24 protein-coding genes are annotated in these 19967 nt (G+C 68.2%); 13 read left to right on the top strand and 11 right to left on the bottom strand.

The window, feature by feature from the left end:
• Positions 1-9: 9 nt before the first annotated feature.
• The 3 genes from ACWICD_RS12315 to ACWICD_RS12305 all read right to left on the bottom strand — a co-directional run bounded on the left by ACWICD_RS12315 (position 10) and on the right by ACWICD_RS12305 (position 3075).
• Positions 10-1215, bottom strand: a complete 1206-nt coding sequence (locus ACWICD_RS12315; RefSeq protein ID WP_454140342.1) for a thiolase family protein — start codon at positions 1213-1215, stop codon at positions 10-12.
• A 77-nt stretch (positions 1216-1292) separates the two neighbouring features.
• Entirely contained in the window at positions 1293-2492 is a 1200-nt protein-coding gene (locus ACWICD_RS12310) for a ribonuclease D (RefSeq protein WP_454140341.1), read from the bottom strand.
• Positions 2485-3075: a DUF3000 domain-containing protein gene (locus ACWICD_RS12305; RefSeq protein ID WP_376125814.1), complete on the bottom strand. Its 591-nt coding sequence runs from the start codon at positions 3073-3075 to the stop codon at positions 2485-2487. Before ACWICD_RS12305 ends, ACWICD_RS12310 begins: the two co-directional genes overlap by 8 nt.
• 25 nt (positions 3076-3100) lie before the next feature.
• On the opposite strand from ACWICD_RS12305, the gene ACWICD_RS12300 reads away from it, so the two are divergent.
• A complete protein-coding gene (locus ACWICD_RS12300) occupies positions 3101-4312 on the top strand; it encodes an alpha/beta hydrolase family protein (RefSeq protein ID WP_454140340.1) in 1212 nt (403 codons plus the stop codon).
• A 7-nt stretch (positions 4313-4319) separates the two neighbouring features.
• Here the strand turns inward: ACWICD_RS12300 and ACWICD_RS12295 are convergent, their stop codons facing one another.
• Together ACWICD_RS12295 and ACWICD_RS12290 are read right to left on the bottom strand one after the other, a co-directional pair.
• Positions 4320-4763: a SufE family protein gene (locus tag ACWICD_RS12295; protein ID WP_454140339.1), complete on the bottom strand. Its 444-nt coding sequence runs from the start codon at positions 4761-4763 to the stop codon at positions 4320-4322.
• The gene (locus ACWICD_RS12290) at positions 4760-5665 is read right to left on the bottom strand and encodes a sulfurtransferase (protein WP_454140338.1); all 906 of its coding nucleotides are present in this window, start codon (positions 5663-5665) and stop codon (positions 4760-4762) included. The genes ACWICD_RS12295 and ACWICD_RS12290 overlap by 4 nt, the downstream gene beginning before the upstream one ends.
• Before the next feature lie 118 nt (positions 5666-5783).
• Here ACWICD_RS12290 and zapE point away from each other — a divergent pair, with 118 nt between their 5' ends.
• The 3 genes from zapE (at position 5784) to ACWICD_RS12275 (ending at position 8792) form a co-directional block, all read left to right on the top strand.
• Positions 5784-6812 (top strand): cell division protein ZapE, encoded by a 1029-nt coding sequence (gene zapE / locus ACWICD_RS12285; protein WP_454140337.1) that lies wholly within the window; start codon positions 5784-5786, stop codon positions 6810-6812.
• Positions 6813-6975: 163 nt separating this feature from the next.
• The gene (locus ACWICD_RS12280) at positions 6976-8217 is read left to right on the top strand and encodes an ammonium transporter (protein ID WP_376125827.1); all 1242 of its coding nucleotides are present in this window, start codon (positions 6976-6978) and stop codon (positions 8215-8217) included.
• Between the two features lie 26 nt (positions 8218-8243).
• Complete coding sequence (locus tag ACWICD_RS12275) at positions 8244-8792, top strand: type II toxin-antitoxin system PemK/MazF family toxin (protein ID WP_454140336.1); 549 nt, start codon at positions 8244-8246, stop codon at positions 8790-8792.
• Positions 8793-8823: 31 nt separating this feature from the next.
• Here ACWICD_RS12275 and ACWICD_RS12270 read toward each other — a convergent pair whose 3' ends face one another.
• The 3 genes from ACWICD_RS12270 to ACWICD_RS12260 form a co-directional block, all read right to left on the bottom strand.
• The gene (locus ACWICD_RS12270; RefSeq protein WP_454140335.1) at positions 8824-10200 is read right to left on the bottom strand and encodes a CoA transferase; all 1377 of its coding nucleotides are present in this window, start codon (positions 10198-10200) and stop codon (positions 8824-8826) included.
• Positions 10197-10433: a PLDc N-terminal domain-containing protein gene (locus ACWICD_RS12265; protein WP_454140334.1), complete on the bottom strand. Its 237-nt coding sequence runs from the start codon at positions 10431-10433 to the stop codon at positions 10197-10199. Before ACWICD_RS12265 ends, ACWICD_RS12270 begins: the two co-directional genes overlap by 4 nt.
• A 64-nt stretch (positions 10434-10497) precedes the next feature.
• Entirely contained in the window at positions 10498-11235 is a 738-nt protein-coding gene (locus ACWICD_RS12260; protein WP_454140333.1) for a thermonuclease family protein, read from the bottom strand.
• A 63-nt stretch (positions 11236-11298) separates the two neighbouring features.
• Between ACWICD_RS12260 and ACWICD_RS12255 the strand changes: the two genes are divergently transcribed.
• From ACWICD_RS12255 to ACWICD_RS12235, 5 genes are all read left to right on the top strand, one after another.
• On the top strand, positions 11299-11940 hold the full coding sequence (locus ACWICD_RS12255) for a nitroreductase family protein (RefSeq protein WP_454140332.1): 642 nt from the start codon (positions 11299-11301) through the stop codon (positions 11938-11940).
• Positions 11941-12011: 71 nt separating this feature from the next.
• A complete protein-coding gene (locus tag ACWICD_RS12250) occupies positions 12012-12281 on the top strand; it encodes a hypothetical protein (RefSeq protein WP_454140331.1) in 270 nt (89 codons plus the stop codon).
• A gap of 197 nt (positions 12282-12478) precedes the next feature.
• Positions 12479-14107, top strand: a complete 1629-nt coding sequence (locus tag ACWICD_RS12245) for an ABC-F family ATP-binding cassette domain-containing protein (protein ID WP_454140330.1) — start codon at positions 12479-12481, stop codon at positions 14105-14107.
• 301 nt (positions 14108-14408) lie between these two features.
• A complete protein-coding gene (locus ACWICD_RS12240; RefSeq protein WP_454140329.1) occupies positions 14409-14663 on the top strand; it encodes a hypothetical protein in 255 nt (84 codons plus the stop codon).
• A 35-nt stretch (positions 14664-14698) separates the two neighbouring features.
• On the top strand, positions 14699-15268 hold the full coding sequence (locus ACWICD_RS12235) for a hypothetical protein (RefSeq protein ID WP_454140328.1): 570 nt from the start codon (positions 14699-14701) through the stop codon (positions 15266-15268).
• Between the two features lie 10 nt (positions 15269-15278).
• Here ACWICD_RS12235 and ACWICD_RS12230 read toward each other — a convergent pair whose 3' ends face one another.
• Positions 15279-15437 carry a hypothetical protein gene (locus ACWICD_RS12230; RefSeq protein WP_454140327.1) on the bottom strand — a complete coding sequence of 53 codons (159 nt, stop codon included), beginning with the start codon at positions 15435-15437 and terminating at the stop codon, positions 15279-15281.
• A 108-nt stretch (positions 15438-15545) separates the two neighbouring features.
• Here ACWICD_RS12230 and ACWICD_RS12225 point away from each other — a divergent pair, with 108 nt between their 5' ends.
• The 4 genes from ACWICD_RS12225 (at position 15546) to ACWICD_RS12210 (ending at position 18249) form a co-directional block, all read left to right on the top strand.
• Positions 15546-16040 (top strand): hypothetical protein, encoded by a 495-nt coding sequence (locus tag ACWICD_RS12225; protein ID WP_454140326.1) that lies wholly within the window; start codon positions 15546-15548, stop codon positions 16038-16040.
• Positions 16041-16090: 50 nt separating this feature from the next.
• Positions 16091-16717: a hypothetical protein gene (locus tag ACWICD_RS12220; protein WP_454140325.1), complete on the top strand. Its 627-nt coding sequence runs from the start codon at positions 16091-16093 to the stop codon at positions 16715-16717.
• A gap of 87 nt (positions 16718-16804) precedes the next feature.
• Positions 16805-17296 carry a DUF6932 family protein gene (locus ACWICD_RS12215; RefSeq protein ID WP_454140324.1) on the top strand — a complete coding sequence of 164 codons (492 nt, stop codon included), beginning with the start codon at positions 16805-16807 and terminating at the stop codon, positions 17294-17296.
• Positions 17293-18249, top strand: a complete 957-nt coding sequence (locus ACWICD_RS12210; RefSeq protein WP_454140323.1) for a hypothetical protein — start codon at positions 17293-17295, stop codon at positions 18247-18249. The genes ACWICD_RS12215 and ACWICD_RS12210 overlap by 4 nt, the downstream gene beginning before the upstream one ends.
• A 14-nt stretch (positions 18250-18263) precedes the next feature.
• Here the strand turns inward: ACWICD_RS12210 and ACWICD_RS12205 are convergent, their stop codons facing one another.
• Together ACWICD_RS12205 and ACWICD_RS12200 are read right to left on the bottom strand one after the other, a co-directional pair.
• Entirely contained in the window at positions 18264-18857 is a 594-nt protein-coding gene (locus ACWICD_RS12205; RefSeq protein WP_454140322.1) for a hypothetical protein, read from the bottom strand.
• A 143-nt stretch (positions 18858-19000) separates the two neighbouring features.
• Positions 19001-19672, bottom strand: a complete 672-nt coding sequence (locus ACWICD_RS12200; RefSeq protein ID WP_454140321.1) for a protein NO VEIN domain-containing protein — start codon at positions 19670-19672, stop codon at positions 19001-19003.
• Positions 19673-19967 lie beyond the last annotated feature (295 nt).

Here is a 19967-nt window from a genome sequence, read left to right as displayed (position 1 = left end):
CCGCGTCCCTTACTTGCGCTTCTTGCCGTCGTAGTGGGGGTTCTCCCAGATGACCGAACCGCCCTGGCCGAGACCGACGCACATCGCGGTCAGGCCGTAGCGCACGTCGGGTCGCTCGGCGAACTGCGCCGCGAGCTGGATCATGAGACGGACACCGGATGCCGCGAGCGGATGGCCGAACGCGATCGCGCCGCCCCACTGGTTGACGCGCGGGTCGTCGTCGGCGATGCCGAAGTGGTCGAGCAGCGAGATGACCTGGACGGCGAACGCCTCGTTCAGTTCGAACAGCCCGATGTCGCCGATCGTGAGCCCGGCCTTCTTGAGGGCCTTCTCGGTCGAGGGGATGGGTCCGATGCCCATGATCTCGGGCTGTACGCCGGCGAAGGCGAACGACACGAGTCGCATCTTGGGAGCGAGGCCGAGCTCCTTGACGGCGCCGCCTCCCGCCAGCAGCGACATCGTCGCGCCGTCCGTGAGCGGCGACGACGTGCCGGCCGTCACGCGCCCGTGCGGGCGGAACGGCGTCTTGAGGGCCGCGAGGTCGTCCATCGTGGTCTGCGGACGGCGTCCCTCGTCTTCGGTCGCGAGCGCCCAGGCTCCGTCGGCGTCCTTGACGGCCACCGACACGAGGTCGGGCTGGATCTTGCCGGCATCGTAAGCCGCCTGCACCTTGTGCTGGCTGAGCATGCCGAACCGATCGGAACGCTCCTTCGTCAGGTGCGGGAACCGATCGAAGATGCGCTCGGCCGTGACACCCATGTTGAGCGCGCCCGGGTCGACCATCTTCTCGGCGACGAATCGCGGGTTGGGGTCGGCGTTCGTGCCGATCGGGTGGTGCCCCATGTGCTCGACACCGCCCGCGAGGGCGATCTCGTACATGCCGACGCCGATCGAGCCGGCCATCGTCGTGACGCTCGTCATGGCGCCCGCGCACATGCGGTCGATCGCGAAGCCGGGGACGGTCTGCGGCAGTCCCGCGAGGATCGCGACCGAACGACCGAGCGTGAGCCCCTGATCGCCCGTCTGCGACGTCGCCGCGATGGCGACGTCATCGACGCGGTCGGCGGGAACGCCCGGGTTGCGTTCCATGAGTCCGATCGTCGCCTTGACGGCGAGGTCATCCGAGCGTGTGTTCCAGTACATGCCCTTCTCGCCGGCGCGCCCGAACGGGGTGCGCATTCCATCGACGAAGAAGACGTCTGAGATTTCGGCCACTGAAGCCTCCAAGAGAGTGTGGGATGAGTTCAGCCTACGAACCGGCCCGCTCCCGCGGGCAAACGGGTGGGGAGAATCTACGAAGCCGCTTCCGGGCCCGACGAGCCCGATTGCACGGAACCGACAAAAGCATCGGTGATCCGCTGTGCGGTTTCCTCAATTTGCCAGCGACGTGCGCCGAGGGCCTCGAGCGCGGTGGAGATGGATGCCGCATCCCATGACTCCGGCGGCGCCCACGCGATCCGGCGCAGCGTATCCGGCGTCAGCAGATTCTCCATCGGCATGTTCAGCTCTTCGGCGCGCGCTTCGAGAGTCGGGCGCACCGCCTTGAGTCGTGCATCCGCTTCGGGGTTGCGGTCGGACCACGCGCGCGGCGGCGGCAGCGAGTCGCCGCCACGAGCGCGTTCGAGGGGCAGCTCGGTCGCCGCGCGGCCCTCTTCGATCGCGGCCCACCAGCGGTCGAGCTGCGACCGGCTCGCGCGACCGGTGAACTCCTTGATGGCGGCCAGGGCCTGCTTGCTGTCGGGCTCGGCGAGAACAGCGGCCACGAGCGCTCGATCCGGCACGAGCCGACCCGGGGAGACGTCCTCGGCGCGGGCGAAGTCCTCACGCGCGGTCCACAGTGCGCGCGCGACGGCGAGGTTGCGGCGCCCGCGCACCGTGTGCAGGCCGCTGAGCCGACGCCACGGCTCTTCGCGCGGCGGCTTCGGCAGGCGTTCGAGCGTCGCCTGGAACTCCTCGGCGGCGATCGCGGTCTTGTCCTGGGCGATGAGCTCTTCAACGAGGACGTCACGCACATCGACGAGGTGCTCGACGTCGAGGGCGGCGTATTCGAGCCAGGACTGGGGGAGCGGCCGTGTCGACCAGTCGGCGGCGGAATGCGCCTTCGCGAGCGCGATGCCGAGCGTGTCTTCGACGAGGGCGCCGAGACCGACCCGTTCGTGACCGAGCAAGCGGGCAGCCAGTTCGGTGTCGAACAGCTGCGCGGGCTCGAGCGCCGCTTCACGCAGGGACGGCAGGTCCTGACTCGCGGCGTGCAGAATCCACTCCTCGCCGCCGATGAGCTCCTGCAGTGGCGTGAGGTCGCCGATCGCCGGCGGGTCGAAGAGGAACACCCCCGCCTGACGACGGAACACCTGCACGAGGTAGGCGCGCTGCGAGTATCGGAACCCGGAGGCGCGTTCGACATCGACCGCGACCGGACCGGACCCCCCGGCGAGTGTGTCAAGGGCGCGGGACAAGCCGGCGGCATCCTCGATCACGACGTACTCAGTCACGTGTCGACCTGCGATTTGCGAGCATCGCAATCCCTTCCGATCCAGGTGGCAGCCCGGCGAGCATGCAGACGAGCTCAGCCCACGCTTCGATGTGCGGGCCGAGAGGTCCTTCCGGCGACCACGAGGCACGCAGTTCGATCTGCGCGCCCTCTCCCTCGGCGGCGAGCGAACCGAAACCCTTCGAGATGATCTTGGTCGCCGTGCCCGACTCGGAGTGGAAGCCGGCGCGCCGGGATGCAAGCGCATCGGTGAGCCACGCCCACGTGACATCGGCGAGCAGCGGATCGACGCCGATGTCGCGCTCGAGCGGGGCCTGCGCGAAGCACACGATCCGCCACGGGCCCTTCCACGGATCGGGTTCGTCGGGGTCGTGGAGCAGGATGAACCGCCCCGTCCCGAAGGGCGATTCCTCCGCGCCGGGCTCGGGTCGCACATCGCCCGCAAAGGCGATCGCGTCGGGAGCGAGACCTGTCGGCGCGGGAATCTCACGCACCGCCAGGTCGTCCCGGAATCGGGTCTCGCGCACCTCGTCGGCCGCACGGGCGAACGACGATGTGGACGCGGGAGAACGCTGGTCTGCCACGCGGACAGACTAGAGTGAGGCCTCGATGCACGCTCCCAGGCGCGCCGCGATCCGCGGCGCCTCACCTCGCTACATCCCCGGCATCCGCATCGGTCTGCTGCTGTTGACGGGCGCCGTCGCCGCGGCCGCGGCGATGCTGGGCGCCGTCGCCGCGCGCGTGGCACGCCTGGTCGTGACCCCCGCACCGCGCGTGGCGGACACGCGGATCCTGTCGCTGGACACGGCGGCGCAGACCATCACGCTCGAGCGCACGCCCGACACGGCGCTGCCCGGGCGCTACGGTCTGTTCACCGCCGACCCTGCCGGCTACGTCAAGCTCGGCTCGGTGCTCTCCGAGGATGCGACGAGTGTCACCCGCAAGCTCCTCACCCATGTCGGCGCCGGCGCGACGCCGGCTGCCGAGGCCGCCTTCAGCGGCTGGTACTTCGAGCGACCCGATGAGCTTCATGTGCCGTTCACTCCCGAACTCATCGGCTCGACGATCGGTCCCTGCCCCGCATGGCTGTTCCCCGGCGGCGACGGCGACGTCTGGGTCATCCAGATCCACGGTCGCGGCACGACCCGGTCGGAGTGCCTGCGGGCCGTTCCCGTCTTCCACGCGCTCGGCATCACGAGCCTCGTCGTGTCGTATCGCAACGACGGCGAAGCACCCCGCAGCCGCAGCGGCACGTATGCGCTCGGCGCGACCGAGTGGCGCGACATCGACGTCGCGATCGGCTTCGCGCGGCGCCGCGGCGCGAAACGGGTCATCCTCATGGGCTGGTCGATGGGCGGTGCCGTCGCACTGCAGGCGTCGCTCACCTCGGCGCATCGCGACATCATCGCGGGCCTGGTCCTGGAATCGCCCGTCATCGACTGGCGGGTCGTGCTGGCCTATCAGGCGAGGCTGCAGCGGATCCCCTCAGCGGTGGCGGGGCTCGCCCTGGAAGCCCTGGGACACGAGTGGGCGACGCCGGTGACGCGGACGGGCTCGGCCATCCCGTTCGATCGGCTGGATGTCGTCGCCCGCGCGGCCGAGCTGCGGCATCCGATCCTCATCCTGCATTCGGACGATGACGGTTTCGTGCCCTCGGATGCCTCGCACGACCTGCTCGTCGCGCGGCCCGATCTGGTGGAACTCGAGGTCTTCGACGTCGCGCGGCACGCGAAGCTGTGGAACTACGACCAGGAGCGCTGGAGCACGCGTATCCGCGCCTGGCTCGCCGCGCGGGACCTGTCGTCCGAGAGCGCGGACTGACGAAGGCTCACTGCGCCGCGCGCTTGGCCCGAACCTGGCGCTTCGCGCGCAGCAGCATGCCCGTCATGCCGGCGATGCGCAGCGGCGAGACGGCGCGCGTGAGTCCGATGCTCTGCGGGTAGTCCTCGGGGATCGCGAGCACGTCGTCGGCGCTCAGACCCGTGATGCCCTGCGCCAGGATGCTCGCGAAGCCGCGCGTCGTGGGAGCCTCAGGGGGCGCCGTCGCATGCATCGCGACGATGTCGTCCTCGTCGACGTCGACGACGATGTACACGGGGGACTGGCACTCCGCGACGCGCTCCTGCAGCTCGGGATGACCTTCGTACTTCGCAGGCACGGCGCGCAGCTCGTGCGAGAACTCCAGCAGCAGCTGCAGCCGGTCGGCTTCGGGCAGCTCGAGGAACTCGTCGCGGATCTCGGCGAGGGCGGCGGGCAGCATCGCGTCGCTCATCGTCGGACGGGAGCCTCACCCGGCTCGGCGCCGGTCACGATCGGCACGCGCACGGCGCTGCCCCACTCGGTCCACGACCCGTCGTAGTTGCGCACGTCGTCGAAGCCCAGCAGATGCTTGAGCACGAACCACGTGTGGCTCGAGCGTTCGCCGATCCGGCAGTACGCCACGATCGGCTCGTCGTCGGTGAGGCCGGCCTCGCCCCGGTAGATCGCGTCGAGTTCGGCGCGCGAGCGGAAGCCGCCGTCCTCGGCGACGGCGCGGCCCCACGGCACGCTCTGCGCCGATGGGATGTGGCCGGCGCGGAGGGCCCCCTCTTCGGGGTAGGCGGGCGCCGTCGTGCGCGTGCCGTCGTACTCCTCGGGGGAGCGCACGTCGATGAGGGGGTGGCCGAAGTGCGCCAGGACGTCGTCCTTGTATGCGCGAAGCACGGTGTCGTCGCGCTCGACGACGGGGTAGTCGGTGACCGCGGGCGCGGGCGCGTCGGTCGTGAGCGGGCGGCCCTCGGCGATCCAGCGGTCGCGCCCGCCGTCGAGCAGTCGCACGTCCTCGTGTCCGAAGAGCGAGAAGACCCACAGCGTGTACGCGGCCCACCAGTTGCTCTTGTCGCCGTAGATGACCACGGTGTCATCGCGCGAGATCCCCTTGCGGCTGAGCAGTTCGGCGAAGCCCGCCCCGTCGACGTAGTCGCGCACGACCGGGTCGTTGAGCTCGGTGTGCCAATCGATCTTGACGGCGCCCGGGATGTGGCCCGTCTCATAGAGCAGCACGTCTTCGTCGGATTCGACGACGACGAGCCCGGGACGGCCCAGGCGCTCTTCGAGCCAATCGCCGCTCACCAGCCGTCCGGGCTCGGCGTACTCGGCGAACTTGGGGGATGACGTGTCGAATTCGACGGCCACGGAGTCTCCTCGGGTCGGGGATCGCGGAAGGGACGGCGTAGGGTTGAACCGCCCTTCGACCCTATAGATTCCCGGGCGAGGGAGCGCATCCGTCCGTCACACTCCCACGAGGACCCGCATGACCGCGCCCGCCACCGGGATCATCCGCCTCACCGAACGTTCGCCGCAGCTGACCGGCGCCGAGATGGTCGCGGCGCTCGTGCCACCGCCTCAGTTCGCCGACGCGACCTTCGAGACGTATCGCACGGATGCCGCCTACCCCTCGCAGCAGGAGGCCAAGGAGCGTCTCATGTCGTTCTCGGGCGTCGACGCCCCCGCGGCGAAGGGCGGCCTGTTCCGCCGCGCGAAGCGGGCGCCCGCGCTCAAGCCGGGCGTCTACCTCGACGGCGGCTTCGGTGTCGGCAAGACCCACCTGCTGGCATCCGTCTTCCACGCTCTCCCGGCCCGCCGGAAGTACTTCGGGTCCTTCATCGAGTACACGGCGCTGGTCGGCGCGATCGGCTACCAGAACACCGTCGAGCTCTTCCGCGGCGCCGATCTTCTGTGCATCGACGAGTTCGAGCTCGATGATCCGGGCGACACGATGGTCATGACGCGTCTGCTCGGCGAGCTCGTGTCCTCGGGCACGCGTCTCGCGGCCACCTCGAACACGCCCCCCAACGCGCTCGGCGAGGGGCGCTTCGCGGCGCAGGACTTCCTGCGCGAGATCCACGCGATGGCATCGAGCTTCGACACGCTGCGGATCGACGGCGTCGACTACCGCCACCGCGCGCTCGACGGGCATGCCGCTGTACTGGACGAGGCGCAGTACACCGCGGCGATCGCGGATGCCGCGACGCAGAGTGTCGCCGCCGACGACGGCTTCGATGAGCTCGTCTCGCACCTGGCTCGCGTGCATCCGTCTCGCTACATCCGCCTCATCGACGGCGTCTCGGTGATCGGGCTGCGCGATGTCGCGCCGTTCACCGACCAGTCCTCGGCGCTGCGCTTCGTCGCCTTCATCGACCGCGTATATGACGCGCAGCTGCCGATCAGGGCGACGGGCGTGTCGCTCGACCTCGTCTTTCCCGACGAGATGCTCGCGGGCGGCTACCGCAAGAAGTACCTGCGGGCGATCTCGCGCCTCGTCGCCTCGACGCTCGCCTGACGCGAAACGTGATGTTCACACCCGCACCGACGGTGTAACCAGCCCGAAACGCGCGACGCACGTCGCCGGAAACGCGCACTGGTCACACTGACGTCAGTGCGAGGCGATCTCGACGTCGCGATCGCCTCGCCTCTTCGTCACCCGATCGATGCGAGGTAACACCATGGATGCACCCGGCAACATCGCGTGGGCGGTCACAGCGACCGCCTTCGTCCTTCTCATGACGCCGGGAGTGGCGTTCTTCTACGGGGGACTCGTCAAAGCCAAGAGCGTCGTCAGCATGATGATGATGAGCTTCGGCGCCATCGGCCTCGTGGGCGTGCTGTGGATCCTGTTCGGGTTCAACATGAGCGCCGTCGACTCGCCCACCGCGTTCGCGGGCAACCCGTTCAGCGATTTCGCGCTGTCGGGGCTCGCGTCGGGGGAGGACGCGAACGTGGGCCTGCTGGGCGTCGCGTACAGCGCGACATTCGCCATCATCACGGTCGCGCTCATCTCGGGTGCGATCGCCGACCGGGCCAAGTTCGGATCGTGGATGATCTTCGCGGGCCTGTTCGCAACGCTCGTGTACTTTCCCGTCGCGGCGTGGGTGTGGGGTGGCGGCTGGGTGTACGAGCTCGGCACGACGCTCTTCGGTGAAGACAGCGGCATCGCCGTGATCGACTACGCCGGCGGCACGGCGGTGCACATCAACGCGGGCGCCGCGGCGCTGGCCTTGGCGCTCGTGCTCGGCAAGCGGATCGGGTTCCAGAAGGGAATCCTCAAGCCCCACAACGTTCCGCTCACGCTGCTGGGCGCCGCGCTGCTGTGGTTCGGCTGGTTCGGCTTCAACGCCGGTGCCGAGTGGATGTCTGAAGACATGGGCGGCGTCGGGCTCATCGCGATCAACACGCTTGGTGCGACGGCGGCATCGGTCATCGGCTGGATCGTCGTCGAGAAGCTCAAGGACGGCAAGCCCACCTCGGTCGGCGCCGCGTCGGGTGCCGTCGCAGGACTCGTCGCGATCACTCCGGCCTGCGCGAACCTGACGCCCGGCTGGGCGCTGCTGCTCGGCGCGATCACCGGTGTCGTGTGCGCTTTCGCGATCGAGCTCAAGTTCCGCCTCGGCTTCGACGACTCGCTCGACGTCGTCGGCATCCACCTCGCCGGCGGACTTCTCGGCACGGTGTTCCTCGGCTTCTTCGCGACCGAGACGGGCCTGCTCGTCGGCGGAGGGTTCGAGCAGCTGATCGTGCAGGTCATCGCCGTCGTCGGCGTGCTGCTGTACTCGCTCGTCGTCGCCTTCGTGCTGGGCTTCGCGATCGAGAAGACGATCGGCTTCCGAGTGAAGGACGAAGACGAGATCGCCGGTGTCGACACGGTCGTGCACGGTGAGGAGGGCTACCTGCTCGAAGAGCGGGTGTGACGCACACGCAGAAGTAGGGTGGGCGGATGGCACCGCGCTCCGGCATCCTCGGCACCCTGTCCCGACTTCTGCGCACGGTCACCTCGACGAAGACCCCGACGCGCGTCGCCGCGTCGGGGTCTTCGTCGTCGAGGGGCACGGAGGCGCGGGGCCGCGGCGGTTCGACCGCGACGATCGAGATCGTACCGCCTCCGGCTTCGAAGCTGCGCATCACGTATGCGCCCGAGATGGACGGCGATCCCGACGCCGGCGAGATCGTCTGGACGTGGGTGCCGTACGCCGAGAACGACGGTCGCGGCAAGGACCGCCCCGTGCTGGTCATCGGCCGCCAGAGTGCCGAGCGCGTCTATGCCGTGCGTCTGACGAGCAAGGCGCGTGACGGCGACCGCGACTACCTGCCGATCGGCTCGGGCCCGTGGGACTCGAAGGGACGCCCGTCGTGGGTCGACATCGACCAGCTGTACAGCGTGCACACGACGGGCATGCGCCGCGAGGCATCCGCTCTCGATCTGGACCGATTCGCCCGCATCGCGCAGGCGCTGCAGCACCGCTACGGCTGGAGCGTCGGGAACTGACGCGAGGCGATGGACGCCGCGCCGGGGACGTTCAGGTGATCCACTCCGCGGGGTCGCTGCCCCAGGTTCCTCCGACGCGCCCGTAGTCCGACGCCGCCCCCGAGAACGCGAGCGTCGGGGGCGCGTAGGTCAGCGAGATCGGCCGCGGTTCGGTGAGGTCCCGCTTCACGACGGGCAGCACGGGCATGTCGGCCACGGTGAGAACGGAGTCGGTGGATTCGAGCAGTGCCTGCCCGGTTCCTGCGATCGAGATCCGCACGTCGGGCGACCCGCCCCAGCGACGCTGTTCGATGAGGGCGAGCACGATCGCCGCGGCCAGGAGATGACCGGTGGCGTGGTCCAAGGCCTGCACGGGCAGCACCCCCGGCGTGACGCCGTCTGCGCTCTCGGCGATGGATATGCCGCTCACGGCCTGCACGATGCTGTCGAAGCCTCGTCGCAGCGCCCACGGGCCTCTGGATCCCCAGGCCGACACGGATGCGGTCACAAGTCCCGGGTGCCGCTGCGCCAGGGTGTCGGCGTCGATGCCGAACCGGCTCAGCGCCTCGGGGCGGTACCCGGTGAGCACCACGTCAGCGCGGGACAGGAGCGCGTCGAACGTCGCACGATCTCGGGAATCGCCGAGGTCGAGGAGCGTCGAGCGCTTGTCCTGACCGGTGTCGAGATACGTCCATCCGGCCTCCGCGAGCGCGGGCGGGTCCACTCGCAGCACATCGGCGCCGGCGAATGCCAGATCTCGGCTGGCCACCGGTCCCGCGAGAACCCGCGTGAGGTCGAGGATCCGAACCCCTGCCAGCGGCGCGTCACCCGGCCCCCACTCGCGGGGCCGTGCGCCCTCTGTGCGGCGCCGCTCGATGAGGGGCGAGGTGCGCACCGTCAGTCCTTGCGGATGCTGCGCCCAGGCCTGCGGCGTCCGTGCGGCGCCGACGACGGCGCCGCACTGGGCCGCGCGGTCTTCGAGCTCGATGGCGGTCCAGCTGAGGAGCGCGGCCGAGACCTCTGCCGTGCCCGCGTCTGCGGTCGCGCCCAGCAGGCTGCGCAGCGCCCGCTCGTGGTGAGGGTAGTTCGCGTGGGTCCGCACCCACCCGTCCTCGACCATCCAGAAGCCGGACAACGGTGACCATACCGACGGCGCCTGCCCGTTGATCCGGAGAAGCCGGTCGCTCCCGAAAGAAGCGGCGACGCGGACGCGCTCCACCTGCACGGGCGCCGCGTCCCGACCGGATCGCGCCGCCAGAGCGAGGTTCAGCGCGAGCGACGCCAACGCGACACTGTCGACGGCGAGCGCGGCGATCGGAAGCGACGAGGGCCACGACGGCGCCCCCGTGGGCGGCAGCACCAGGTCGGTGGCCGCGGCGGTCAGCCCGAGCGCGTCAGCTGCCCGTCGCCCGACCGCCCCGAGGCTCATCTCCGGTCCGCGACGAGCGCGCGACGGCCCACTGCGATCCAGCTGAGCGACCCCAGAACCGGGACCAACAGGATCACCGCTGTCCAGACGACCGCTTGAGTCGTCGAGAGGCGCGAGGCGGCGCGGGCCAGGAGGACCAGCCCGACGATGGTGAAGACGATCACCGCGGCGACGGTCACCGACCAGGCGATGTCGTACCACACGGGGATCAACGGGTTGTGCTCGGAGCCCATGCACTGAATCTACTGGGCCGGTGGCCGGCAGCGGGCAAGAGATTTCGGTCGCCCGTGGTGACGATCACTCGCAGGCGAGCCCGTCGCCGTCGCCATCCCCACGATGTCCGGTGCCGTTCTGGAACCAGTCGTACAGCGCAGCCTCGTCCGGGTTGTCGACGTTGAACGGGCCGACCGGATGACCGTTGGCGTTCTTCTTCAGTTGTGAGCAGGACCCGTACTGCCGCCACCACTCATCGACGACAGGTGTCGCGGCATCCTCTGCGGCGCGCTGCTCAGCAGCGATCCGCTCTTGCTCCGCGGCGTCTGCCGCGGCCTTGCAATCGACCGTCACCACGGATCCGTCCGCGCCCGACGTCGCCGTCTGCGCGGCACGATAGGCAGACTCGCGGGGGTGCGCGGGGTACCCGTCGGTCGAGTCGTAGCGGGCGACGGCGAGACCCGCCTCAAGCAACGAGAGCCCCACGTCGACGCTCGCGGCCGTGTCGACGTATCGGATGAGCCGCCCATACTGGTCGGTGTCGTTCTGACCATCGGGAAGACCAAGATCGACGGGATCACCCGCTGTGAGGAGCGACGAGACGAGCGCGGAGGCTTCCTGGTACCCGCAGGCACCGCTCTCAGGCGCATCGATGCCGATCAGCCGAACCCTGCCCTCGCTCGTCTCGATCGTGTCTCCATCCACGACAGAGGCGAAGGTGACGGCGGCCGTCGGCGTCGGCGTGGCCGACGACTCCGGCGTGCACCCCACGAGAGCCGCCATCACGACGACGCCGAGCGCTGCAGCCAGAAACCTACCCATGCCCCGAGCCTAGGGGCGGCGAACACTGCCGCCGATCGCGCGAACGCCCGATATCGTCGGGCCATGAGCGACGTCCTTCCCCTGAGCCCCGACGAGCTGCTGACCACTACCCGCTCCGTGCGGCGACGGCTGGATCTCGAACGCTCCGTGCCGTTCGATGTCATCCGAGAAGCGCTCGAGGTCGCGCTCCAGGCGCCGACGGGAAGCAACGCCCAGACATGGCACTGGATCGTCGTCACCGACCCCGAGAAGCGCGCGGCGATCGCCGGGCTGTACGCGCGATCGTTCGCCCGATATCGCGCGTCCGGTGCCCGAACCTACGCCGACCCGACGCGCGAAGCGGTGCAGCAGCGGGTCTCGTCGAGCGCTGACTACCTCGCCGAGCACATGGCCGAGGTCCCGGTCCTCCTGATCGGCGCGATCTTCACGGGCGCCGAGGAGTTCGACCCCGGAAGTCAGGCCGGTCTGTGGGGGTCGCTGCTCCCCGCCGCATGGAGTGTGCAGCTCGCGCTACGGGCGCGCGGTCTCGGCAGCGCCTGGACGACCCTGCACCTCGCGTACGAGCGCGAGATCGCGCAGCTCCTCGGCATCCCCCCGACGGTTCACCAGGGCGTGCTCCTGCCCGTCGCCTACACCGTGGGAACGGACTTCCGACCCGCGCACCGCGCGCCGCTCGACGACGTACTCCACATCGACGGCTGGTGAGAGCCCGGTGCCGTATAGCTCGACAGCTGGGGGACACGGACCTGTCGTTCGCCGCGTCAGGGGAAGAGCCGATGCTGACGTTCGATGACGCGCGAGAGATCGCTGCTGCGCACTACGGCGAGCCTTTCGCGGGCGAGGGCATGCAGGACGACGGCGTGTGTCTCGTGACGCCGCAGCGTGTGCGCGATGAGGAGGCTCGCGGACTCATCACGGTCGGCGGCGCGTGGATCGTGGTCGACAGGGAGACGGGTCAGGTCGCCGAATGGCCGCATCTCGATCATCTCGATCGCGTGCAGCAGATGGATCGCGCGAGCGCTCGACGGTTGGAAAGTGGGGGCTGAGCTCCACCGTCGTGTTTCCGGTTAGAATCGTCCGGTGCATTTGTACTTCCTGTGACGGCTGAGTAGGCGCGTCGTGCTCGTTGAGTCATCCGAGTTCGCGACGGCCGCTCATTCCTGACCCCGCACGGGGTCGCCGTCATCTGTGTGCCTCCGGCCCTCGCGGGCTCCGTTGAGGTGCGCCGCCCCGAAGGAAACGAATGCTCACGCCCACGAACCCTCAACCCGCGCGCCATAACGCGCAGCTCATCGCGTCTGACGTTTCGGTCATGCGCGGGACGACACCCGTCCTCAACCACGTCGACCTCACCGTCACGCCCACCTCGCGCATCGCGATCGTGGGCGAGAACGGGCGCGGAAAATCGACGTTGCTTCATGTCTTGGAAGGGTCGCTCGAGCCCGACGCCGGCACGGTGCAGCGAATCGGAACCCTCAGCATCGCGGAACAGGAACTGCCCGCCGATGACGGTCAAACCGTCGGGCAGGCGGTGGCCGACACGATCGCAGTGCCCCTGGCGGCACTTGCCACGCTCGACGCAGCCGCGCTTGCGCTGTCGACCGGCGACGCCGGAGGTGCAGACAGGTATGCCGCGGCGCTGGAACACGCAGAGACCCTCGACGCCTGGAACGCGGAACGGCGCGTGCACATCGCGTTGGAAGCCCTCGATGCCGAGACCGATCCCGACCGTCGCCTCGCCGACCTGTCGGTGGGACAGCGGTATCGCGTCCGGTTGGCCTGCCTGTTGGGGGCCGACGACGACTTCCTGCTGCTCGACGAACCCACCAACCACCTTGACCGCGGCAGCCTCGACTTTCTGACCGCGCAGCTGCGCGACCGCAAGGGCGGCATCGTCGTCGTCACGCATGATCGGGCGTTGTTGTCCGACGTGGCGGAGACGATCGTCGATCTCGATCCGACGCCCGATGATCGCGTGCGCGTGTACCGCAACGGGTACGCGGGTTACCGGGAGAGCCGGGAAGCCGAACGGGAACGGTGGCAACAGGAGTACGACCGTCAGCAGGGTGAGCTCACGCGGCTGCAGGACAGCCTCAGCGCGGCGCAGAACCGGCTCGTCTCGGGGTGGCGCCCCGAGAAGGGCACGAACAAGCACGGCCGCGCGACCAGGGCGGGCGGCCTCGTGCAGAGCGTGCACCGTCGCCGGGAACAGCTCGATGCGCACGCGGTCACGGTGCCCGAGCCCCCGCAGCGCTTCCGTTTCCCGGATTTGTCGACGCGTACGGGGGCGACGCTCCTTTCCGTCGACGACGTGAGTGTCGTGGGACGGTTGCCGCATCCGGTGTCGTTCTCCCTCTCACACCGGAGCCGGCTCGTCGTGACCGGACCGAACGGCGTCGGCAAGTCGACGCTGCTGAGCGTCGTCGCGGGAGAGCTGGATCCGGACACGGGTTCGGTGCGCCGACCGCAGAACGGCCGTCTCGGGTTCCTCCGTCAGGAATCTGCCCTGCCCATGCAGCGACGCGTGAGCGACGTCTATGCCGCCCGCGTGGAAGCACTCGTCGCCGCCGGCGCCGTCCAGCCGGCGGCGGCGGTGGGCCTGTCCGAGCTCGGGCTCCTGCGCCCCCGCGAGTCGAGCAAACGGGTCGGCGAGCTCTCGATGGGGCAGCAGCGCCGCCTCGACCTGGCGCTGGTGCTCGCGGCGAAGCCGCAGGTGCTGCTTCTCGACGAACCGACCAACCACCTCTCGATCGCGCTCGTGGACGAGCTCACCGATGCCCTCGGCACGACCCGGGCCGCGGTGGTTCTGTCGAGCCACGACCGGCAGCTGCTCCGTGACGTCGATGACTGGCCGTTCTTGCGCCTGTCATGAGGTGAAATCGCGAAACCCCCGGGATTCCGGGGGTTTCGCGAGTACTTCGGTGGGCGATACCAGACTCGAACTGATGACCTCTTCCGTGTGAATGACGATGCCCGCGTGATTGCGTGTGATGTCGAGTGCTGGGACGTAGTGGTCCGTTGGCGTCCCAGCACTCGCATATCCCGCCCTGTGACGTCCCGTGATGGTCGTTGCCGTGCAGTGTGCACAACGATCTGCACAACGAAGCGGACGCGGCGACACGAAACCCCTCCACGTTGCATGACCTATCGTTGCCATCCGGGGGAGGGACACGATGCTGTCGTTAGATGATGCGCGCGCGATCGCAGCGCAGCACTACGGCGAGCCGTTCGCTCGCGACGGGGTCGAGGACGACGGGTTCTGTCTCGTGACTCCGCAGCGGGTTCGCGACGATGAGGCGCGCGGGCTGATCGTGCTGGGCGGCGCGTGGATCGTCGTCGACAGGGTGACGGGTGAGATTGACGAGTGGCCGCATCTCGATCATCTCGACCGCGTGCAGCAGATGCGTCCTGTGGGTGGCCCCCTGTAGCGTCTCGATCACACGCCACACGGGGAGAGACACCAATGCACGTCGGCTACATCTATGTCACTCGCAGCAGTGTTGACGATTACCGCTACGTCGGTCAGTCGAGCCGGATGGACGAGCGCAGCATCGCGACCTACCTCGGCAGTGGTGACTACTTCGCTCAGGCTGTCGCCGAGTATGGGCGCGACAACTTCGAGAAGACGATCCTCGGCTACTACGACGATCAGGCCGACCTCGACTACGCCGAGGTGCTCACGATCGCACAGATGAGAGCGGACGGCTTCACTCTGTACAACGGCGGCGTCGGTGGCCCACGAGCGCAGAGGCAGTTCGTCCGCTCGATGTTCGACACTTTCGGGGTTCTGCCTCAGATGGTCGACGAGTGGCATCAGACCATCGCTGTGAACCGTGAAGACGTCATGGCGCTGATCGCGGCTGGCGCGGACGTTTCGACCGAAGACTTCGTGCGTGAACTCGAGGCGCAGTTGCTCCAAACACAGGATCTCTCGGGCACCTGTCCCCGGTGCGAAGCCGCGGCGGGCGCAGTCTGCCGATCGAAGACGGGCAATCCGACACGCAATCACGTCTCGCGTCCTGTCGGCGTCTGACAACCCGCCGCTACTTGCGAGCGCGCTCAATCCTTTCGGCCGTCCACGTCTCCTCGATCTGTCCTGACCGGATCAGTCGATCCTCTGCAAGCGCAGCCTCGAACCCCTCAACGATTCGCCTCGCAAGCGCCTGCTCCTTCATCGGCAATGCGGCGTCCTTGAATCCCATGCTGTATCTCCTGATCGTTCGGCCATGAGGGACTTCCACTCTGTCAGCCGAGCAGCGCGCGCAGCCGCCGCCGCGCGAGTGTCGGCACCGAGCGGTAGCGTCTCGCGCGTGGAATGGATCGCTACCGGCATCGCCGTCGTTGCAGCCCTCATCGCCGGGTGGCAGGCGTGGGAAGCGCGTCGCGCCCGTCTCGACGCGCGTTCGTCAGCGAGCGAGGCGCAAGATCACGAGGCTCGCGCGGTCGCGGCATCTGAGCGCATCGCGGCGGCGATCGAGGAGCAGAACGCACAGGAGCGCGCCGAGCGCGAGCGCTACCGGACACCGTGGAGCATGGTCTCGACGCGCGAGAAGAGCAGCCGCGTGTACAAGTTCACGCTGGGCGGCGATGAGCCCGTCACCGACGTACGCATCACCGTCGACGATGAGCACACCGAGCGCGAGAAGTTCCGTCTCGTGAAGCCCACCGCCGAGACGATGCGCCCCGGAGAGTCGATGACGCTGAGTTGGTGGCGGCACATGGGTTCGGCGTCGCAGATCACCGCCGACGTGCACTGGACGCGACCAAACGGCGAGCAGCACAGCGCCGCCATCACTCTCGACTGACGCGATCGCTCAACTTCGTCGACGTCGCGCGTGACGCTAGTCTCAGCGTCATGCCCACGCCCGCGCCTACGCCTGCGCAGATCGGCGATCTGCTGGCGCTACCCGCGTTCGTGATCTCGATCTTCGCAGCCGTGGTCGGCCTCAGCGCTCTGATCTGGAACATCGTCGCGTGGGTGCGCTCGGGGCATCGCGTCGTCGTCGCGATTGAGACGGTCGTGCGCAACCCCGGACGAGGCAGATCGTGGACGGGCAGACGTGGGTGGCTGCGGTGGCGCGCCGCGTCCGTCCCTCCGAGTCACGTTGACTACTCGATCGTGTTCGTCACCGTCATCGCGAGGAATCGAGGCCGTGCGCCCGTCGACATCGAACGGTTCTACCTCACGGTCGGGAGGTCGTCCCAGAATAAGGACATCTCTTGGACGATGGTCGACGATCCGCCGCTCCCGCAGCGGCTGGAACCCGGCTCTAGCGCTTCTCGCGAGTACATGATCAGCGAGGTTGAGGGGTTCGTTCGGCGTGAGCGACGACGTCGCTTCCGTGGCGCGGTCGCTCTCGGCGATGGGCGGCGGCGGCGATCGCGTCGCAGTTTCAACATCGACAAGCGCAAGCGCGGCGATGCGTTCCTCGCCTCCCCCATCGGACAGATCATGAAGACGCCCGCTCCGAGTGAGCAGTAGCGGAAAGCGACGCGAACGACGCTGGCGTCACGCATACGAAGTTCGGCCATGCGGTCTGGATAGACTCACGCGCATGGGGAACGACGCGTGATCCCGGCCTTCGAAGACGGGGCTTGGTTTCTCCCGCACGGGCTGCACGCGGCGACGCTCGACGAGATCGAGGAGCGCTTCGTCGACGCCGCGCCGTTCGCCGATCAGCGACGCGTCGTCTTCGACGGGTTCAGACTGTGGCACGGCATCGTGACAGGCATCGTCCCCGCCGCGCGATTCTGGGTCGACGGAGGATTCGTCACCCACAAGCCCTGGGCTGCGCCGTCCGACGTCGATGTTACGGTCATGCTCAGGCGGGACGATCTGAACAATCTGACGCCGGAAGAGCAGGCGCGGCTCGACCCGATGTTCACGAAGATCGGGCCACCGCGTCAGCAGCCGATGTCTGGTCTGGTCGACGCGTTCGTCTGCATACGCGGTGACGTGGACAACACGCTGTACTGGCGCGAGCATTGGTCTACGGTGCTTGACGAGAGCCGCGCGAAGATCGACGGCACGCTCAAAGGGTTCGTGGAGGTGAAGCCATGACGTTGACAGATCGAGCACTCGACGAGTTCCGCGACGCGTGGCACGCCGCTGAGGGCGACGACTTCGCGAGCCGTCTTCAGCGTCAGTCGCTCGAAGCGCTGGCAGCGGAGAACGACGCGCTGCGGCCCGTTCTCTTCGAACTCACCAACCGCGCTCAGTCGGAACTCGATCTCCATCTCGATGGGGAGACGGTGCACCACCACGAAGCGAACGCTGAGTCGTTTGCGCAGTTGGTGCGTGGGATCGCTGACGCGACGAAGGAGGTCGCGAAGCATATGCTCGGGCGTCAGCGTCGCACGTCGACGCTGCGCATCCTCGCGCCCAGCCCCGGCTCCGTCCGTGTTGTGCTGAAGGCAGCGACGCCTGAAGAGTCCACCGGGCGCACTGCGCAGAACACGCGCACGCCGTCTGTCGACTCGACGTCGCTCGACACCGTCGCTGTGCTGCTCTCACGCGCCCAGGAGCAGGGCGCGAAGGTGACCGACGACGTTCTCTCGGGTCTCGCCGCTGATCTGCCGCAGAAAGCGCACGCTGGGCTCAGGCGAGCCGCGAAGGCGATCGACGCGCAGGACTGGGACATCGCGGGCGAGTTGCGGTCGACGCACGGCTTCCAGCCCGTACACGTCGGCCCAGACGGCGCGAAGGCGCTGCTGCGGGTGCTCGACGAGCGTCAGGAGAGCAGCACCACGACGACGCTCTCGGGTGCGATCGACGGCACGCGTCGCTCGATCGGTGCGCTCTGGTTCACCCCTGACGGCGCAGCCGCAATCGAGGCGGCGGTGCCCAGCCCCGAACTCATGGAGCAGGCAGTGCAGCACGACGCCGCGAACCAGCGAGTGCGCGCAGAGTTCGACGTCGTGACGATCGTCGGCAAGGGCGCGAACCCGCGCCGGCGCCAGGTCTACACGCTTCGCTCGATCGAGCCGCTGCCCGACGCGCCGACGCTGATCTGAGTCGGGTTCGCCGGTTACCGGTCAAACGGGAACGGCGGCGGCTCTGGGAGCGGATGGAGGAGGGGGCTGTCGTCGAGGTCGCCTGTCGCGACCCAGTCGGACACCCGTCTGCGAACTTCATTAGGCCCGTAACTCGTGAGCGCTCGACCACCGAGTTCGCCGAGAGCGACATTCACCTTGTGATCAGCGGCAACCTGATCTTTCGCCTCGCGAAGCGCCTGGATGATCCACGCCGCAACGTTTTCCGCGCCAGAGGAAGCACCCGCTGCTTGCGCATTCAAGCGAGCCTCTGCCGTCACGCGCTTGTCCGCGTCCTGCGCGCCGCCCGTCTGCACCCAGAAGTCGAGATAATCCTCCACCGCTCCAACGAATGCCAAGCGATCACCGCGCTCCTGCGAGGCGCGTTGGAGTTGATTCGCACGAGTGGTCGCCTTCAATGCCCACCACGCGATGAGAGCGGTAGCGATTGCACCCACACCCGCGATGCCGAGGCCGATCGCGGCAAGCATGGAGTCGAGCGTCCATGCCCACGGGTCAGATGCGCAAACGAGCGCGACTGCCTCTGCACTCGGTGGCGACTGTGGGCAGACAGCATCGATCGTGAGCACACCCACAGTCTGTCCTCATCGGCGAGCAGCCGCCGAGATGACTCGCCCGCAAGATTCGTTCATAACGCGCTTCATCACGAGTGAAGCGCGCACCGCTCCGATCAGCGATTCCTTGGGGTGGTTGTGCGGGGATCGTGCACGCCTCAGTCGCCGCTGGGCAGCGTGTAGCGCAGGTGCGTCGGTCGCAAGGAGCGCTCAGACGGCGTCCACCCCGACCAGATGCGAACTTTGCCGCCCTTCGTCACAACGATTCCGTCTGCGGCGTAGGACGCGTGAATTTCGTCGACCACGAATAGGTCTGTTGGTTGGTGCCGGTTGGCGTGGTCCACTTCGCCCTGGGTGAGTTGTACATGCTCGACGCCGATGCCGATCGATCCCTTTACTTCTACGTGACGTTCGACACCGTCCAAGACCACAAGGAGATCGAAGGGCTTCCCTCGTTCCTCGATGTGCGATGCGCCCTCGCTCCGGTAGTGGTCGATCGCCAGCGCGACCGCGTGCTTCTCGAGCGCGACCCGCTTCGCCGCATCAGACATGTATCCCTGCGACTTGCCGGCACCGGTCGGCGACCGGGGCGTCGCCCCCGGCTCCGTCGCGAGGGATGGAGGGCCGAACACCCAGTGTGCGAGTGCTGCCGGGAACTTGAATAGATAGCCTTGCGCAGCACGCACATCGCCGTTGTCCCACAACTGGAAAGGCGGGTAGATGCTCCCGGTCGAGCGCTGCTCGATGTCTCTGAACGTACTGGCGATCTCCGGTCGACGACTGATCACCATCTCACGTGTGATCGGCTCGTCCAGTTCGACGTAGTTCACGAGCGGCAATCGCCACGCGGGACCGTCAGTCGCGACACCGCGCGCTCGTCCGCGTGAACCACGGGCTTGCCACGACCAGTCGATGGTTTCGAGTGGCCCAGCGGCCTCAGACCAGCCAACGAGGGCTGGTCGACTACCAGGCCGCTTGTCCCAGTGCAGCACGCGGTCGCCGGGCGCGACATACGACACCAGGGTGTACGACGGGACTGCTGCACGGTGAGGTGACAGTTCCTAGTCACGCCGCCAGTGCGACGGTCGTGTTCATGATGGTCTCGAACTCGATGGGGGTCAACCG

Source organism: Microbacterium sp. NPDC055357 (genome assembly GCF_053644835.1).
Note: the sequence above shows the minus strand (reverse complement) of the source record. Positions and strands in the feature narration are given on the sequence as shown.

Coding starts and splice junctions, on each gene's coding strand:
- ACWICD_RS12295 (WP_454140339.1), bottom strand. CDS start 4,763: ATGAGCGACGCGATGCTGCCCGCCGCCCTCGCCGAGATCCGCGACGAG.
- ACWICD_RS12230 (WP_454140327.1), bottom strand. CDS start 15,437: ATGGGATTCAAGGACGCCGCATTGCCGATGAAGGAGCAGGCGCTTGCG.
- ACWICD_RS12260 (WP_454140333.1), bottom strand. CDS start 11,235: ATGGGTAGGTTTCTGGCTGCAGCGCTCGGCGTCGTCGTGATGGCGGCT.
- ACWICD_RS12210 (WP_454140323.1), top strand. CDS start 17,293: ATGACGTTGACAGATCGAGCACTCGACGAGTTCCGCGACGCGTGGCAC.
- ACWICD_RS12270 (WP_454140335.1), bottom strand. CDS start 10,200: ATGAGCCTCGGGGCGGTCGGGCGACGGGCAGCTGACGCGCTCGGGCTG.
- ACWICD_RS12280 (WP_376125827.1), top strand. CDS start 6,976: ATGGATGCACCCGGCAACATCGCGTGGGCGGTCACAGCGACCGCCTTC.
- ACWICD_RS12250 (WP_454140331.1), top strand. CDS start 12,012: ATGCTGACGTTCGATGACGCGCGAGAGATCGCTGCTGCGCACTACGGC.
- ACWICD_RS12235 (WP_454140328.1), top strand. CDS start 14,699: ATGCACGTCGGCTACATCTATGTCACTCGCAGCAGTGTTGACGATTAC.
- ACWICD_RS12255 (WP_454140332.1), top strand. CDS start 11,299: ATGAGCGACGTCCTTCCCCTGAGCCCCGACGAGCTGCTGACCACTACC.
- ACWICD_RS12265 (WP_454140334.1), bottom strand. CDS start 10,433: ATGGGCTCCGAGCACAACCCGTTGATCCCCGTGTGGTACGACATCGCC.
- ACWICD_RS12300 (WP_454140340.1), top strand. CDS start 3,101: ATGCACGCTCCCAGGCGCGCCGCGATCCGCGGCGCCTCACCTCGCTAC.
- ACWICD_RS12220 (WP_454140325.1), top strand. CDS start 16,091: ATGCCCACGCCCGCGCCTACGCCTGCGCAGATCGGCGATCTGCTGGCG.
- ACWICD_RS12240 (WP_454140329.1), top strand. CDS start 14,409: ATGCTGTCGTTAGATGATGCGCGCGCGATCGCAGCGCAGCACTACGGC.
- zapE (WP_454140337.1), top strand. CDS start 5,784: ATGACCGCGCCCGCCACCGGGATCATCCGCCTCACCGAACGTTCGCCG.
- ACWICD_RS12275 (WP_454140336.1), top strand. CDS start 8,244: ATGGCACCGCGCTCCGGCATCCTCGGCACCCTGTCCCGACTTCTGCGC.
- ACWICD_RS12245 (WP_454140330.1), top strand. CDS start 12,479: ATGCTCACGCCCACGAACCCTCAACCCGCGCGCCATAACGCGCAGCTC.